The organism is Microlunatus sp. Gsoil 973, from assembly GCF_009707365.1.
Classification (GTDB): Bacteria; Actinomycetota; Actinomycetes; order Propionibacteriales; family Propionibacteriaceae; genus Microlunatus.
In genome coordinates this window covers 3,398,703-3,412,852 of the sequence record NZ_CP046122.1, presented here as the reverse complement: position 1 = coordinate 3,412,852, position 14,150 = coordinate 3,398,703, and the positions used below count along the sequence as shown (strand labels likewise).

Genomic DNA, 14,150 nt, shown 5'->3' with positions numbered 1-14,150 from the left:
GGTGCGCCGAACCTTACCGTTATCTCACCGTTATCTTGCGCGACCTCGCGTCACTCCTCCTAGCGTCGAGAGCACATCGATGTCTGGAAGGGGTCTCCAGCATGGAGGTGGCAACCGACTTGCGCCAGCGTCGGGCACGACCGCGTCGCGCGCTACGGCCACGTCGGCGGAAGGTGGTGCTGTCGATCGCGCTGGGTCTCGCCTTCGCGGTGGTGGCCCTGAGCGCGATCGGCGCGTATCTCTACAGCGCAACGCGGGCCGCGACCGAGCATGTCAAACATGCCCGCTTGATGCCGTCAGAGGATGCCGGCGGGGCGATCGAGTCCGACGACGGCAAGTTCAACCGCAGCGGCGACGGCACCGGCAAGGACGCATCGGATGCACCGATCAACCTGCTCTTGATGGGCATCGACGGGAGGAATGCGCAGCACGGCCGCAGCGACACACTCATGGTGCTGCATCTCGACGCCGATCGGCATGCCGGATACCTGATCTCCTTCCCCCGCGACATGTATGTTCCCATCCCGGGAAAGGGGAAGAACAAGATCAACGCCGCGTACGCGCTCGGCGGACCAGAACTGGCCGTACGGTCGGTCCAGGACCTGCTGCAGATCAAGATCAACCACGCGGCCGTGGTGGATTTCACCGGACTGGTCGACCTGACCGACGACCTGGGCGGCGTGACGATCACCAACCGCTACGACTTCTTCAGCCATGGTTACCGCTACCCGGCAGGCAAGATCACCATTTCCGGTGACCGCGCGATGTGGTACGTCAGGGAGCGCTTCGCTCTTCCGCACGGCGATCTTGATCGGGCAGCCAACAACCGGCAGGTCGTAGAGGCGGTGCTGGCCAAGGGCCTGAGCCCGGGTGCGATCCGCAACCCATCCCGGTTCACCCGGTTCGTCGGTGATCTGGCCGGCAGCATCACCGTCGACAACGGTTTCACCAACGCGGAGATGCGCCGGCTCGCGCTGTCCCTTCGGATGTCGCCGGACGACATCAGGCAACTGCAGGCGCCGATCTCCGGATTCGCCGACGTTCCGGGCGTCGGCGCTGTCGACGTCGTGGACCAGGCGGCCCTGGGGGAGCTGGCCGACGCGATCCGCTCCGATGATCTTGCCGGTTACGCGGAAGCCCATCCCGGCCGGTGATCGGTCACGACCGGCCGTCGGTTCCTCTGTTACGGAAACTCCTCTAAGCGTCATCTCAGTGGATGCGGCTTACTCTTGTCCTGGCACAACCGCTGGTTGTACGCGGCAATCCCGGGGAGGCTCGGTCACGCCGCACTGGAAATGATCATGAGGAGTGACCGTGCTGAGTGGGCGCGTACCCGATCTGTCTGCCATGTTGCTGCTGTGTGCGGTGGACCGCACCGGCAGTCTGTCTGCGGCCGCGCACGAGATGGGCTATTCCCAGCAGGCGGCGTCCTCGCGGATGCGCTCACTGGAGTCGCAGATCGGCGCAGAGCTGGTCCGCCGCAGCCCGACCGGTTCCCAGTTGACGCAGACGGGACGCCTGGTCGCCGGCTGGGCCAAGGATGTGCTGGGAGCGGCGGAACGGATGGATTTCGGGATCACGGCACTGCACGAACGCCGCGCGGCCCGGCTCCGGGTGGCCGCCAGCCTGACCACATCGGCGCATCTGGTGCCCGGCTGGCTGGTCGAGTTGCACCGCTCTCAGCTTCGGATCAACCAGCGTCCCACCGATGTGGAGCTGATCACCGGCAACAGCGAGAAGGTGATCAGTGCCGTACGCAGCGAGAAGGCGGCCATCGGGTTCATCGAGACACCGGAGCTGCCCAAGGATCTCAAGCACCGGGTGATCGGCTACGACGAACTCGTCGTCGTGGTCTCCCCGGAACACCCCTGGGCCCGGCGTCGCTCCGGGATCACCCTGGAACAACTCGCCCGGACACCGTTAATCGCCCGCGAGCCGGGCTCGGGCACCCGTCGCGCGCTTGAACTGATCCTGGCCGATGCCCTGCCCGGTCTGGAGCGCGCGACACCGGCTGTGGAGCTGAGCACCGAGAGCGCCATCACGGCCGCCATCGGCGGCGGGCTGGCGCCGGGAGTGTTGAGCCGGCTGTCGGTGGCTGATGATCTTGCCCTGGGGCGGTTGTCGGCCGTCCGCGTCCGCGATCATGACCTGACCCGGCCGCTGGCGGCGATCTGGCGCACCGGCCGGTATCCGAGTCAGGGTCCGGGCCGGGACCTGGTGGCGATCGCGGCCTCCGTCGAGAAGGCCGCCTGACGAGTCAGCCGTTCGGCACCGGGCTGCCGGAGGCCGCTTCCTTCTCGACCTGCTCCACGATCTCGGCGAACGCGCGCCGGAAATGCGGAATGGCAACCTCCGGCTCCTCGATCTCGGGATGCCAGGCCTTCTCCCACTCGAAGTCGACGTAGCCGGTGAAGTCCGCGGCGAGCAGCGTCGCCACCAGGTCACCCAGCGGGGCGATGCCCGTCCCGGTCAACACCAGGTCGAAGCCCTCGGCTGTGGCCGTGCTCGAGTCCTTGACGTGCACCTGCCGGATCCGGTCGCCGAGCCTGGCATGGGTCTGCTCGACGGGCTCGCCGTGCCGCCAGCTGTGCAGCAAGTCCCAGAGCACGCCGAGCCGACGGCTGCTTTGGTCGAGGATCAGGTTGACCTTGTCGGAAGTGCTGAAATCGTCGTGGGTTTCCAGCAGGGTTTGTACACCCTCGGCCCAGGTGTCCTCGGCGACCGTACCCAGACCGTCGGCGATCCTGGCGACGTGATCGAACGGATCGCTGCCCGCAGGGGACCGGTCCGCCGAAGGCCCGGATGAACGTGGCACCCAGTCCGTTGGCGATGGCACAGTTGGCTTTCGCCAGGTCCCGCTGGGCCGTCCGCTCGGCGGGATCATTTGAGGTGAACCGCACGCTGGTGTCGATGCAATTCACCGTGACGCCCGCGTCGTCGAAGATCTTCTTGGTTTCAGCCAAACGCCGGGCGGAGAATTCTTCAAGGGCGGCCAGGTCGACGACGCCCCGGACGAAGCGGATCTCGACCCCGTCGTAGCCGTTCACCCGGGCCAGATCGGCGATCTCGGCCACCGTGTAGGACGGACAGCCCAGCGTGCTGAAGCCGATCTTGAACATCGTCGTTCCTCCTGTGGCGTCGGTATGCAGGCCGACAGATATACCTGTACGGTCTCGACAGGACAAGCGATTGTCGTCCGTTGCCGGGGTCAGGCAGCGATTCACTTGTTTGGAACAGATCCAGGTACGGTGAGGTAATGGTAGACGGGGATGAACGTCGGGTCGCGGTCATCATCGAGGATGATGCGGACATCGGCAATCTGCTGGCTGCAGTGCTGGCAGAAGCGGGTTTCGAGTCGTTCCAGGCGACCACGGGCGTCGAGGGGATCGAGGCCGTCAGGGAACACCAGCCGATCTTGACGACCCTCGACATCAGTCTTCCGGGGATCGACGGCTTCGAGGTTGCTCGCCGGATCCGCGAGTTCAGCACGACCTACGTGATCATGTTGTCCGCCCGGACCGACGAGATCGACACCCTGATGGGGCTCGACGCCGGTGCCGACGACTATGTGACCAAACCGTTCCGGCCGCGCGAGTTGCGTGCCCGGGTCGAGGCGATGCTGCGCCGGATGCGCCGGGTCCCGGGTGGGCCGCTGGGTGGCGAGGCGGACGCCGAGGCCGACGGTGAGGTGGCGACGGGGACGACGGGCGAGGACTCGGGCTGGCTCTCCCACAACGGCCTGCGGATGCATCCGCAGATGCGGCTCAGCGAACTCGATGGCGAGCCGGTGGAGCTGACCCGCAGCGAGTTCGACCTGATGCTTGCCATCCTGGAACGTCGGCGACGGGTGATCACCAAGAACGAGCTGGTGCTCGAACTGCGCGGTGACAGCGGGACCGGCGGCTACATCAGCGACAACGACCGTCGCGCGGTCGAGGTGCACCTGGCCAATTTGCGGCGCAAGCTGGGGGATCCGGTCGGCAAGCCACGATTCGTCCAGACGGTTCGGGGCGTCGGCTACCGGTTGGCGCCCTGACCCTGCCTGGCCAAAGGAGACGAGCAGCGGCGACCAGATCCGGAACCTTGAGTCAGGCAGGACGGATCAGGCGGTGCAACCCGGCGCGGTGTGTCCGGGTCGAGCGCCCCAGGTCTCGACGCTCTCCATCCGGACCAGCCGCAGTTCGGCGGCGTGGGCTCGTTGCACCAGCGCGCTCAGGCCCTCGGCGACGGCCGCCAGATCGCCGGCCGCGGCCTGCCGGCGGAGCTGGTCGGCTGCCTCCGCTACGTCGGTTGCGCCCAGCATCGAACTGGAGGTGGCTAGGCTGAGCAGTCCGACGGCAGCGGCGGGGACGTCGCCGTTGCTGAGATCGCGATCGATCCGATCGAGGCGGAATTGAAGCAGGCGAAGATAGTCGCCGATGAAGCGACGAACGACAGGTGCGTCCAGATGCAGAGCCGAACACAATGCCCGCAACTCCTTCTCCGCAGCTGTATTGCGTCCGTGAACTTCCGGCATGGGCCCTCCTTACCCTGGGCGTCCACGGTGACCCGAGGGGCCTTTGTACCCCTTGGTAGCGACGCGACTTTTGCTCAGCATTCGGCTAATCCGGACGGTAATGGCGTTGCGATATAGCCCCGAAAATTGTTGACCGAATTCCGAACGGATTTCCTCCTGCGATGACTCTCACCGATCGGCTGCCGGCAACTACGGACCCGGACGATCTTTTCCAGACGTTCACGACCTGGGCTACGGAACAGGGCACAACACCCTATCCGGCACAGCAGGACGCCATGATCGAATTGCTGACCGGCTCGAATGTGATCTTGGCGACGCCGACCGGCTCGGGGAAGAGCCTGGTCGCCACGGCCTGCGAGTTCGCCGCCCTCGCGGGGCGCCGTGACGGTGCCGGTCGGGTGTACTACACCGCTCCGATCAAGGCCTTGGTGAGCGAGAAGTTCTTCGCTGCAACGGAGATTTTCGGGCATGAGCACGTCGGCATGATGACCGGCGATGCAGCAGTGAATCCCGATGCTCCGATCATCTGCTGCACGGCCGAGATCCTGGCCAACATCGCACTGCGCGACGGAACCGCGGCGGATATCGCCGCGGTGATCATGGACGAGTTCCATTTCTATGCCGATCCGGATCGCGGGTGGGCCTGGCAGGTGCCGCTGATCGAGCTGCCCCAGGCTCAATTTCTCCTGATGTCTGCAACGCTCGGCGACGTGACCAAGTTCCGCGATGATCTCACTCGGCGGACCAAGCGTCCGACCGCGGTGATCGAGTCCGCGGACCGACCGGTGCCGTTGATCTATGAATACGTGACGACGCCATTGCACGAGACGATCACCGAGCGATTGGAGACCCATCAAGCGCCGATCTACGTGGTGCACTTCAGCCGCGCTGCGGCGGTCGAACAGGCGCAGGGGCTGGTCAGTCTGCGGATCGCGACCCGCGCCGAGAAGGACAAGATCGCCGACCTGATCGGCAATTTCCGCTTCACCGCGGGCTTCGGCCGTACGCTCTCCCGCCTGGTCCGCAACGGCGTCGGTGTGCACCACGCCGGGATGCTGCCGCGCTACCGACGGCTGGTCGAACGGTTGGCGCAGGCGGGACTGCTCAAGATCATCTGCGGCACCGACACGCTCGGCGTCGGCATCAACGTGCCGATCCGTACGGTGCTGCTCACCTCGTTGAGCAAGTACGACGGCGTCCGGCCCCGGCTGCTGACCGCCCGCGAGTTCCATCAGATCGCCGGCCGTGCCGGCCGGGCCGGCTATGACACGGTCGGCATGGTCGTGGTCCAGGCACCTGATCATGTGGTGGCCAACGAGAAGGCGTTGGCCAAGGCCGGTGACGACCCGAAGAGGCGTCGCAAGGTGGTGAAGAAGAAGCCACCACCAGGAACGGTGGGCTACGCCAGGCCGACGTTCGACCGGCTGGTCTCAGCCCCGCCGGAACCGCTGGAGTCAAGCTTCGCGGTCAGCAACGCGATGGTGCTCAACGTGATCAACCGGCCCGGAGACTGCATGGCCGCGATGCGGCATCTGTTGACCGAGAACGACGAGCCACCGGCCAGGCAGCGTCGGCACATCCGGCGCGCGCTGGCCATCTATCGCGGTCTGCGCCGGGCCGGGATCGTCGAGCAACTGGCCGAACCGGACGAGCTCGGGCGACGAGCCCGGCTGACCGTCGACCTGCAGGCGGACTTCGCGCTCAATCAGCCGTTGTCCGCGTTCGCGCTGGCGGCGTTGGGGTTGTTGGATCCGCAGTCGCCGTCCTATCCGTTGGACGTCGTCTCGGTGATCGAAGCGACGCTGGAGGACCCTCGGCCGATTCTGATGAGCCAACGCGACCGCGCCCGCGGTGAGGCCGTCGCCCAGATGAAGGCCGACGGCCTCGATTACGAGGAACGAATGGAGCAGTTGGAGGGTGTGACCTATCCACGTCCGCTGGCGGAACTGCTGGAGGCTGCGTTCGCGACCTACCTGCAGACCCACCCCTGGCTGGCCGATTCACCGGTGGCGCCGAAGTCGGTGGTCCGGGAGATGACCGAGCAGGCGATGAACTTCGCCGAGTTCGTCTCCTTCTACCGGTTGGCCCGCTCGGAGGGGATGGTGTTGCGCTACCTCGCCGATGCCTATCGCGCGTTGCGCCAGACCGTGCCCGACGAGGCGAAGACCCAGGAGGTACTGGATCTGATCGAGTGGCTCGGCGAGGTCGTCCGGCAGACCGACTCGAGCCTCTTGGAGGAATGGGAGTTGCTGGCTCATCCCGAACGCCTGCACACCGTCGAGCCGGAAGTCGATCTTGCCCCGCCGCCGGTGACGCAGAATGTCCGGGCGTTCCGGGTGTTGGTCCGCAACGCACTGTTCCGTCGGGTGGAACTCGCGGCCCGCGACGACTGGGAGGCGTTGGGCGAGCTGGACGCCGAAGCCGGCTGGGATGCCGACGCCTGGGCCGATGCGATCGAGCCGTACTACGAGGAGCACGACGAGATCCAGCTCGGCGCCGATGCCCGGGGACCCGGCCTGTTGATCTTGGAACAGACCGGCCGCGAATGGCGTACCCGGCAGATCTTCGACGACCCGGAGGGTCACCACGACTGGGGCTTCTCCGCCGTCGTCGATCTTGACGCCAGCGACGTCGAGGGCGTCCCGGTCATCCGGCTGACTTCCGTCGGCCCCCTCCCCTCATCGCCGAGGGGTCAATAAATCCCTCATATTTGCGGCGTGTCGCCGGTCCCGGGGACGGGATCGGACACCGGTTTCGTCAGGGCAGGGCCGCCAGACCGGCGAGCAGCTGCAGGCGCTGGTCGCCGTCCAGGACCGCGAAGGGGCGGCCGGCCAGCACGTTGGTGTGGTGTTCGACCTGGCGCCTCCGCTCCGACCAGGCGGTGCCCCACGGTTCCGCCGCGACCTGTGCTGCCGTCATTCCCGCAGCCTGCCAGGCGGAGGCATGGGCGTCGGCCCGGTGGTAGCGCAGTGTGGAGAGTCGATTGAGCAGGACGAGTTCGGCGGGCGCACCGGATGGCTCGTACGGCGGGGCATGGATCGTGAAGGCCGGCCCGGCAGACTCTTCGGCCTTCCGGAGCACCGCTCCGAGCAACTCGTTGAGAGCCCGTACGACGTGGGCCACCGATCCCCAGCGCTCGGCCAGGACGACGCCCTGGACCTGGAAGAGGTCATGGAGAAAGTCGCGTCCCGCAGCGGTGGTCCGAAACATCGCGTCGGTTTCGACCAGTAGGCCGTGCCCGATCGACCGCGCAATGGTGGCGTCGATCTCGGCGGGGTCGGCGTAGCGGTAGAGGTCGGCAAGATCATTTCGGGAGATCGGACGACCGGCTGCCAGCGGATTGCGCAGATCGATCAGATACCCGACGGCCGAACCGCAATGGGTGCGGACGACACTGCGCAACCGGTCATCAGGACGCATCCCGGAGACGAAGGTGCGACTGACGGCCGGCGCAACCAGTTCGGCGAACCGGGTCGCCCGCGGGTCGGCCCCGGGTGACGAGGCGTTCTGGTCGGCCGTCACGAACCGATCCGCCAGATCCGGGCGGTGTGCCAGGCGTACGCCCAGGCCTGGATGTCCGGCGGTTGGATGCCCAATCCGGTCAGGATCGCGCACACCTGTTCACGATGGTGATTCGCGTGATTGATTGCCTGGGCAAGCACGACACCGGCGCGGACGCCCTCGGTCCCGTCGTCGACGATGACCACTCGCTCCGGGTCGAACGGCTCGGCCAGGAATTGCTCCCACAGCCGGGCCGTCGCCGGGCATGATCATGAAGAGTTCCGAGCTCGAGTTCCTCCGGCCGTCCGACCCAGTCCTGGGCGGTGCCGATGAGCCTGCCCAGATAGCCGGCATCACTGCGCAGAACATGATCAATGGTCTGCGGAATGTTCCCGAAGGTCCCGACTCCGGTCGCAGCCAACTGACCGGCAGTCAACTGTTGATCACGGACGAACTCCAGCAACCGGATGCTCGCCCAGTTGTTGTGTCGCACGGGGTCGTGCAGCAGGTCGTTCGGCATACCCGATTGTCGAACGCTGCGGCTTCAGAATCCAGGAAGTATCAGGGCATCTTCCCGGCTGACCACACCAGTTCCGACGGCAGCCGCGCGGATATCCACGATGGCCGTCGTCGAGTTCGATCAACGCCTTCCGGACGGCATCGCTGACCGCGGGTGATGGGACCTCGCCCAGGCAGAACCGGGAGAACTCCACGCACGGGTCGGCGACCCGGCCGATCCGAAAGGCGATCTCGCCCGAAACCGTACGGATCGAGAAGTCGCTCGGGAAGTTGCCCTCGGCCAGCCCGGCCGGGGCATCGACCAACACCGATTCTCCGGCGACTCCGTCCACCAGATGGGTGCCGTACCGTTCTCGCAGCTGCCGGTAGTCGCCAGTGCCCATGACCGAGATTCCACCTTTGCCGGCACGATCCCGGGACTGCGGATGATCTTGATGGTGGACGTCCATGGCGGAATGATCACCGTCGGCGTCCTGCCACTCGCCGTGGTTGCCGCGCGGCGACACCACCAACCGGTCGACCGGTTGCAGCGCTTCCGGCCGGTATTCCCGGTACGGCGCACGCCCCGGCTTCAACGGCCGGGTCTGGATCTGCAGCCGGACGATGCGGAACTCTGCCATGTCCGCATTCTCCGCCACCGGAGCGGCCACGGGGAAATGCTGCCGGGTCAGCGGCTGTGGGCCGGCCGGGCGAAGGCCGGACCGGCGAGGAACCAGATGATCACCACCATGCCCAGGGTGATCGACTGCGACCAGAAGGGGTTGGTCGCCGCCTGGTCCAGGGATCGCGGCAGGCGTTCGCCGTGCACACCGACGGCCAGGAAGGCCAGCACCAACACCGCGATCACCGCGCCGGCGAGGACCCGCAGCCACTCGACCCACAGCCCGCGGACGTAGCGCGGGCTGCCCTTCGCCGGACGGGTCGGGGCCGGCCGCCCGTCGAACCGGTGGGCGAACCTGCCGTCCAGCCACCGGACGAGCGGGTGGCCGAATGCCACCGTGAAACCCAGGTAGGTGGCGGCCAGCGCGTGCTGCTGGGTCGGCGTGGTACCGGCCAAAAGATCAGCGATGACGAACGCCAGCAACGTCAGATCGACCACCGGGAGAAGCAGCAACAGCACTGTGCTCAGCCGTCGGCGGCGCAGCAGATAACGGCAGCCGAGTGCGATGATCAACAGGACCCAGAACGCGACCTCGGCGCCGAGGATTCCGGCGATGATCATCGATGTTGCTCCAGTGCTCGTAGGCTGTCGGCCAGCGTCTGGTGAGCGTCCTTGCGGGACAGGGTCGTCGGGGCGATGAGCAACTGCACCGTTAGGCCGTCGATCAAGGCGTGCAGTCGGACGGCTTCGGACCGTGGATCGACAGCGCCGCTGATGGCCCGGAGCTGCTGCAAGTCGGTCAGCACCGTGATCACCAGACCCCGAACGTCCTCGACGGTCTGCCTCGCGACCGGCTGCAACGCGGGATCGACCCGGGCGCGGATCATGAACTCCAGGTAGGCAGTGAATTCGGCCTGGGTGCGGTCGGTGAGCGGCAGCAGTTCGGCGAAGATCGCTATTGCCCGGTCGATGATCGCCGCCGGTTCGTGACTGTCCGACGTGGCCTGCACCCGCGCCGTGACGGTGGCACTCAGCTCACGCATCGCGAACACCAACAGGTCGGACTGCGTGGGGAAGAAGTGCCGCACTGAACCTGTCGCCAGACCTGCCTCCTGGGCGACGCCGCGCACGGATGCGGCGCCGAGGCCGTCGCGAAGGATGAGCCGCCACACCGCCTCGGACAGTTCGTGGCGGCGCCGCTCGCCGTCGATCGTGTTCACCACAGCAGTCAAACTAGCACATATGTACTAGTTTGCGCGGAGGTGAGTGTCACCGGGAGCTGGGAAGCTCGTCAGGACGACCGGCCGGCCCGACGAAAGGTGATCAGATGTCCGATGTACCTGCAGCTACTCCCCGGGGGCCGTACGACTGGCAGCTCCAGGTTGACGCCCGGGACGCGCACACCCTCGCCGACTTCTGGATCCAGGCGCTCGGTTACGAGCTGGAGGACAACACGGCGTTCATCGAGGGTCTTCTGCAGCACGGTGCCGCCCCGGAGGAGCTGACCTTCCGGCGACCCGACGGCATACTTTCCTGGAAGGGCTTCGAAGCGATCCGCGGCGCTGGCCGACGGATCCTGTTCCACACCGTCCCCGAGGAGAAGACGGTCAAGAACCGCTGGCACGTCGACATCAACGTCGGCGAGGCCCGGATGCATGCCGAGGCCGAACGGCTGGTGGCCCTCGGCGCGACGCAGGTCCGCGAGATCGCGGAGCCGGGCGGCCACTGGATCGCCATGCTCGACCCGGAGGGCAATGAATTCGACATCCAATGAGCCTCGGACCGACGCCTGAAGTGCGAGGCTGAGGACCCGTCCCGGCCAGCTGGTCGCCCTTCCTCTTGTGCGCCATCGGAGCCGGACCGCGGGCCGCGTACGGGGACAGCACGGGCCGTCCGATCGGGATCCGGCGAGGTCTCAGTCGATAGATTGGCCCGGTGACTGACAATCCGTTCCGGCCGGATCTGTGGCGTTCGGTCGAGGGCTTCGACTTCACCGACATCACTTATCATCGGGCGGTCGACGCTCCGGTCGTCCGGATCGCCTTCGACCGGCCGGGGGTGCGCAACGCGTTCCGGCCGCACACCGTCGACGAGTTGTACGCGGCCCTCGACCATGCCCGGACGTCGTCCGACGTCGGCTGCGTCCTGTTGACCGGCAACGGACCGTCACCCAAGGACGGAGGCTGGGCGTTCTGCAGCGGCGGTGATCAACGGATCCGTGGTCGGGCCGGCTACCAGTACGCGGCCGGGGAGACCGAGGAGGACGTCGACCCGGCAAAGCTCGGCCGGCTGCACATCCTGGAAGTGCAACGCCTGATCAGATTCATGCCCAAGGTGGTCATCGCGCTGGTCGGCGGCTGGGCGGCCGGCGGTGGCCACAGCCTGCACGTGGTGTGTGATCTGACGTTGGCCAGTGCCGAGCACGCCCGATTCAAGCAGACCGATGCCGATGTCGGTTCCTTCGATGCCGGCTTCGGCTCGGCCTATCTGGCTCGCCAGGTGGGGCAGAAGTTCGCTCGGGAGATCTTCTTCCTCGGCCAGACCTACGACGCCGAGGCTGCCCACCGGATGGGCATGGTCAACAAGGTCGTTCCGCACGCCGAGCTGGAGGAGGTCGGTCTGGAGTGGGGGAAGATCATCTGTGGCAAGAGCCCGACCGCGCAACGGATGCTCAAATTCGCGTTCAATGCGATCGACGACGGACTGATCGGTCAGCAGGTCTTCGCCGGCGAAACGACCCGGCTGGCGTACATGACCGATGAAGCGGTCGAAGGCCGCAATGCCTTTCTGGAGAAGCGCGATCCGGAGTGGAGCAACTTCCCTTATTACTACTGACCTTATTACTACTGAGCACGCCGGCCCCGGGCGACGCTTGACTTCAACGCAGGTTGAGGTCGGATAGTGAGGCAATGAGTTTCACTGAGTCGGAACTGGGCTATTTGGCGACCCAGGTGTTGGCCCGTTTGGCCACCGTCGCACCGGACGGGACGGTGCAGAATTCCCCGGTCGGCTTCTTCGTCAACACCGACCTCGGCACCATCGACATCGGCGGTCACAACCTCGCCCGGACCAAGAAGTTCCGCAACATCGCCACCTGTCCGCAGGTCGCGGTGGTGATCGACGACCTCGCATCGCGGAGTCCCTGGACGGTGCGCGGTGTCGAGGTGCGGGGCACGGCGGAGGCGCTGGCGGATGTCGACCCGCCGCGGCCGGGATTCAGCCGACAACTCATCCGGATCACGCCCCGCCGGATCATCAGCTGGGGCATTGACCCGGAGCATCCGGGCCACACCGCTCGTACGGTGTAGCGGTCAGCCGGTCAGCCGTTCCGCTGCCAGCCGAAGATCGGCGACCAGCCCGTCGAACGCGGCGGCCCGGTCGTCGGCACGCAGGGCGGCGGAGGGATGGATGGTGACCACCGACCAGAACTGCCGATCCGGCGGTTCGCTGACCCGGCCGCGATGATCACCGACCCGGAAGTCCGAGCCGAAGAGGGCGTGGCCGGCCACGCTTCCCATCACCACAGCACCCTCGGGGCGGACGACGTCGAGCTCCGCTTCCAGCCACGGCAGGCAGGCGGTGATCTGCGCCTGGCTCGGCGTCTTGTGGATCCGTCGCTTGCCGGTGGCGCCGCGGGTCTCGTACCGGAAGTGCTTGACGGCATTGGTCAGGAAGAGTTCGGAACGCTCCAGGCCGGCGACCTCCAGTGCCTTGTCCAGCAGCCGTCCGGCCGGCCCGGTGAACGGCCGCCCGGTGCGGTCCTCGACATCACCCGGCGTCTCGCCGATCATGATCAGCCGGGACCGCTTCAGCCCTTCGCCGAACACCGCCTGGGTCGCGTCGCGATACAGATCACAGCCCCGGCAGGACTCGATGCCGGCGCGCAACGCTGTGAGGTTGTGCCGCGCGGGCAGGAACTCCACTGCTCCCGGATACCGTGCCATGGTCGGTCCGTACCCAACCGGACGGTGATCAATTCCGGACCGGTTCGCCGGCGAACGCCTTGCGATAGGCCAGCGGCGACAGGCCGTAGGTGATCTTGAAATGCTGGCGCAGCGATGCGGCTGAGCCCAGCCCGGCCTCTTCGGCAACCCGGTCTATGGTCAGATCGGTCGCCTCCAACAGTTCGGCGGCCCGACTGAGCCGTTGTCTGGTCAGCCATTCGCCGGGGGTCTGTCCCGTCTCGTCCCGGAACCGTCGGGTGAAGGTGCGCACGCTCATCGATCCGTGGGCGGCCATCTCGGCCAGGCTGACGGGTCGGTCGAGTCGTTCCAGCAGCCAGGCCCGGACGCCGGCAGTGCCGCCGCGGGTGACGTCGGGCAGCGGCGCCTCGATGAACTGGGACTGGCCGCCGTCCCGCCATGCCGGCACAACCAGATACCGAGCCGCCCGGTTGGCGACAGCGGCGCCGTGGTCGCGACGAAGCACATGCAGGCAGAGGTCGATGCCGGCAGCGAGCCCCGCCGAGGAGAGGATGTCGCCGTCGTCGATGAACAGGGCGTCCGGGTCGACCGTCACGCCCGGATGCAGCCGAGCCAGGTCGTCGGCGGCTTGCCAATGAGTCGTGACCGTCCGCCCGTCCAGCCAGCCGGCCGCTGCCATCGCGAAGGCGCCGGTGCAGATGGACATTCTGCGGGCATCAGCCGGGACGAGGGCCAGGGCGGCCGCGGTCGGTCCGTCCAGTCGGCCCGCCTGGCGGATCGCGGGATTCCGCGTCCCGGGGATGATCACGGTCTCCGCGGTCCGCAGCGCCTCGACCGGGGCACTGGGGGCGATCGCGTACCCGTGGGTGGTCATCGCGGGTTCGTCGGTCGGGGTCACCACCGACACCTGGTACAGCCGCTCACCGTCGCTGTCCCGACCGCTGGGTAGCACCTGAACCGGGATCGTCAGGTCGAAACCGATCACCGGTGGGATCGCCAGAACCACAACGTGCTGCGGGGTCGAACGCCGAAGGTTCATGGCCAGATTCTTGCACATTGTGGCAATCCGGCCACTGGTTTGGTGAGCGAG

16 protein-coding genes and 1 pseudogene are annotated in these 14,150 nt (G+C 66.8%); 7 read left to right on the top strand and 10 right to left on the bottom strand.

The features are described 5' to 3' along the window. Positions 1-101 precede the first annotated feature (101 nt). Both GJV80_RS16105 and GJV80_RS16100 read left to right on the top strand, forming a co-directional pair. Complete coding sequence (locus GJV80_RS16105; protein WP_154688770.1) at positions 102-1,154, top strand: LCP family protein; 1,053 nt, start codon at positions 102-104, stop codon at positions 1,152-1,154. Positions 1,155-1,314: 160 nt separating this feature from the next. Then, entirely contained in the window at positions 1,315-2,253 is a 939-nt protein-coding gene (locus GJV80_RS16100; RefSeq protein WP_154688769.1) for a LysR family transcriptional regulator, read from the top strand. 4 nt (positions 2,254-2,257) lie between these two features. Here the strand turns inward: GJV80_RS16100 and GJV80_RS24100 are convergent, their stop codons facing one another. Beyond that, positions 2,258-2,815, bottom strand: a complete 558-nt coding sequence (locus tag GJV80_RS24100) for a sugar phosphate isomerase/epimerase (protein WP_230207753.1) — start codon at positions 2,813-2,815, stop codon at positions 2,258-2,260. A gap of 25 nt (positions 2,816-2,840) precedes the next feature. Continuing rightward, positions 2,841-3,119, bottom strand: a pseudogene (locus GJV80_RS25145) (sugar phosphate isomerase/epimerase family protein); the annotation flags it as partial. Positions 3,120-3,256: 137 nt separating this feature from the next. Here GJV80_RS25145 and GJV80_RS16085 point away from each other — a divergent pair. Next, positions 3,257-4,036: a response regulator transcription factor gene (locus tag GJV80_RS16085; protein WP_154688766.1), complete on the top strand. Its 780-nt coding sequence runs from the start codon at positions 3,257-3,259 to the stop codon at positions 4,034-4,036. 66 nt (positions 4,037-4,102) lie between these two features. Here the strand turns inward: GJV80_RS16085 and GJV80_RS16080 are convergent, their stop codons facing one another. Then, positions 4,103-4,516: a hypothetical protein gene (locus tag GJV80_RS16080; RefSeq protein WP_154688765.1), complete on the bottom strand. Its 414-nt coding sequence runs from the start codon at positions 4,514-4,516 to the stop codon at positions 4,103-4,105. A gap of 161 nt (positions 4,517-4,677) precedes the next feature. Between GJV80_RS16080 and GJV80_RS16075 the strand changes: the two genes are divergently transcribed. Then, entirely contained in the window at positions 4,678-7,215 is a 2,538-nt protein-coding gene (locus GJV80_RS16075; protein WP_154688764.1) for an RNA helicase, read from the top strand. A gap of 58 nt (positions 7,216-7,273) precedes the next feature. Here the strand turns inward: GJV80_RS16075 and GJV80_RS16070 are convergent, their stop codons facing one another. The 5 genes from GJV80_RS16070 to GJV80_RS16045 form a co-directional block, all read right to left on the bottom strand. Then, positions 7,274-8,038, bottom strand: a complete 765-nt coding sequence (locus GJV80_RS16070) for a hypothetical protein (RefSeq protein WP_154688763.1) — start codon at positions 8,036-8,038, stop codon at positions 7,274-7,276. Then, positions 8,035-8,250 carry a DinB family protein gene (locus tag GJV80_RS24095; RefSeq protein WP_255455587.1) on the bottom strand — a complete coding sequence of 72 codons (216 nt, stop codon included), beginning with the start codon at positions 8,248-8,250 and terminating at the stop codon, positions 8,035-8,037. Before GJV80_RS24095 ends, GJV80_RS16070 begins: the two co-directional genes overlap by 4 nt. A gap of 210 nt (positions 8,251-8,460) precedes the next feature. Continuing rightward, positions 8,461-9,156 carry a hypothetical protein gene (locus GJV80_RS16055; RefSeq protein WP_154688760.1) on the bottom strand — a complete coding sequence of 232 codons (696 nt, stop codon included), beginning with the start codon at positions 9,154-9,156 and terminating at the stop codon, positions 8,461-8,463. Positions 9,157-9,203: 47 nt separating this feature from the next. Continuing rightward, a complete protein-coding gene (locus GJV80_RS16050; RefSeq protein ID WP_154688759.1) occupies positions 9,204-9,758 on the bottom strand; it encodes a hypothetical protein in 555 nt (184 codons plus the stop codon). Then, positions 9,755-10,360, bottom strand: a complete 606-nt coding sequence (locus GJV80_RS16045) for a TetR/AcrR family transcriptional regulator (protein WP_154688758.1) — start codon at positions 10,358-10,360, stop codon at positions 9,755-9,757. The genes GJV80_RS16050 and GJV80_RS16045 overlap by 4 nt, the downstream gene beginning before the upstream one ends. Positions 10,361-10,464: 104 nt before the next feature. Between GJV80_RS16045 and GJV80_RS16040 the strand changes: the two genes are divergently transcribed. From GJV80_RS16040 to GJV80_RS16030, 3 genes are all read left to right on the top strand, one after another. Continuing rightward, entirely contained in the window at positions 10,465-10,911 is a 447-nt protein-coding gene (locus tag GJV80_RS16040; protein ID WP_154688757.1) for a VOC family protein, read from the top strand. A 161-nt stretch (positions 10,912-11,072) separates the two neighbouring features. Continuing rightward, positions 11,073-11,972 (top strand): 1,4-dihydroxy-2-naphthoyl-CoA synthase, encoded by a 900-nt coding sequence (locus GJV80_RS16035; protein ID WP_154688756.1) that lies wholly within the window; start codon positions 11,073-11,075, stop codon positions 11,970-11,972. A 74-nt stretch (positions 11,973-12,046) separates the two neighbouring features. Beyond that, complete coding sequence (locus GJV80_RS16030) at positions 12,047-12,445, top strand: PPOX class F420-dependent oxidoreductase (RefSeq protein ID WP_154688755.1); 399 nt, start codon at positions 12,047-12,049, stop codon at positions 12,443-12,445. A 3-nt stretch (positions 12,446-12,448) separates the two neighbouring features. Here the strand turns inward: GJV80_RS16030 and GJV80_RS16025 are convergent, their stop codons facing one another. Continuing rightward, positions 12,449-13,081 (bottom strand): UdgX family uracil-DNA binding protein, encoded by a 633-nt coding sequence (locus GJV80_RS16025; RefSeq protein WP_154688754.1) that lies wholly within the window; start codon positions 13,079-13,081, stop codon positions 12,449-12,451. 28 nt (positions 13,082-13,109) lie between these two features. Further along, on the bottom strand, positions 13,110-14,099 hold the full coding sequence (locus tag GJV80_RS16020) for a GlxA family transcriptional regulator (protein WP_230207751.1): 990 nt from the start codon (positions 14,097-14,099) through the stop codon (positions 13,110-13,112). Positions 14,100-14,150: the final 51 nt, after the last annotated feature.

What these genes read in the sequence shown, in the direction of transcription:
- GJV80_RS16105 (WP_154688770.1), top strand. Translation starts at nt 102, where the DNA reads ATGGAGGTGGCAACCGACTTGCGCCAGCGTCGGGCACGACCGCGTCGC.
- GJV80_RS16085 (WP_154688766.1), top strand. Translation starts at nt 3,257, where the DNA reads ATGGTAGACGGGGATGAACGTCGGGTCGCGGTCATCATCGAGGATGAT.
- GJV80_RS16080 (WP_154688765.1), bottom strand. Translation starts at nt 4,516, where the DNA reads ATGCCGGAAGTTCACGGACGCAATACAGCTGCGGAGAAGGAGTTGCGG.
- GJV80_RS16075 (WP_154688764.1), top strand. Translation starts at nt 4,678, where the DNA reads ATGACTCTCACCGATCGGCTGCCGGCAACTACGGACCCGGACGATCTT.
- GJV80_RS16055 (WP_154688760.1), bottom strand. Translation starts at nt 9,156, where the DNA reads ATGGCAGAGTTCCGCATCGTCCGGCTGCAGATCCAGACCCGGCCGTTG.
- GJV80_RS16050 (WP_154688759.1), bottom strand. Translation starts at nt 9,758, where the DNA reads ATGATCATCGCCGGAATCCTCGGCGCCGAGGTCGCGTTCTGGGTCCTG.
- GJV80_RS16040 (WP_154688757.1), top strand. Translation starts at nt 10,465, where the DNA reads ATGTCCGATGTACCTGCAGCTACTCCCCGGGGGCCGTACGACTGGCAG.
- GJV80_RS16030 (WP_154688755.1), top strand. Translation starts at nt 12,047, where the DNA reads ATGAGTTTCACTGAGTCGGAACTGGGCTATTTGGCGACCCAGGTGTTG.
- GJV80_RS16025 (WP_154688754.1), bottom strand. Translation starts at nt 13,081, where the DNA reads ATGGCACGGTATCCGGGAGCAGTGGAGTTCCTGCCCGCGCGGCACAAC.
- GJV80_RS16020 (WP_230207751.1), bottom strand. Translation starts at nt 14,099, where the DNA reads ATGAACCTTCGGCGTTCGACCCCGCAGCACGTTGTGGTTCTGGCGATC.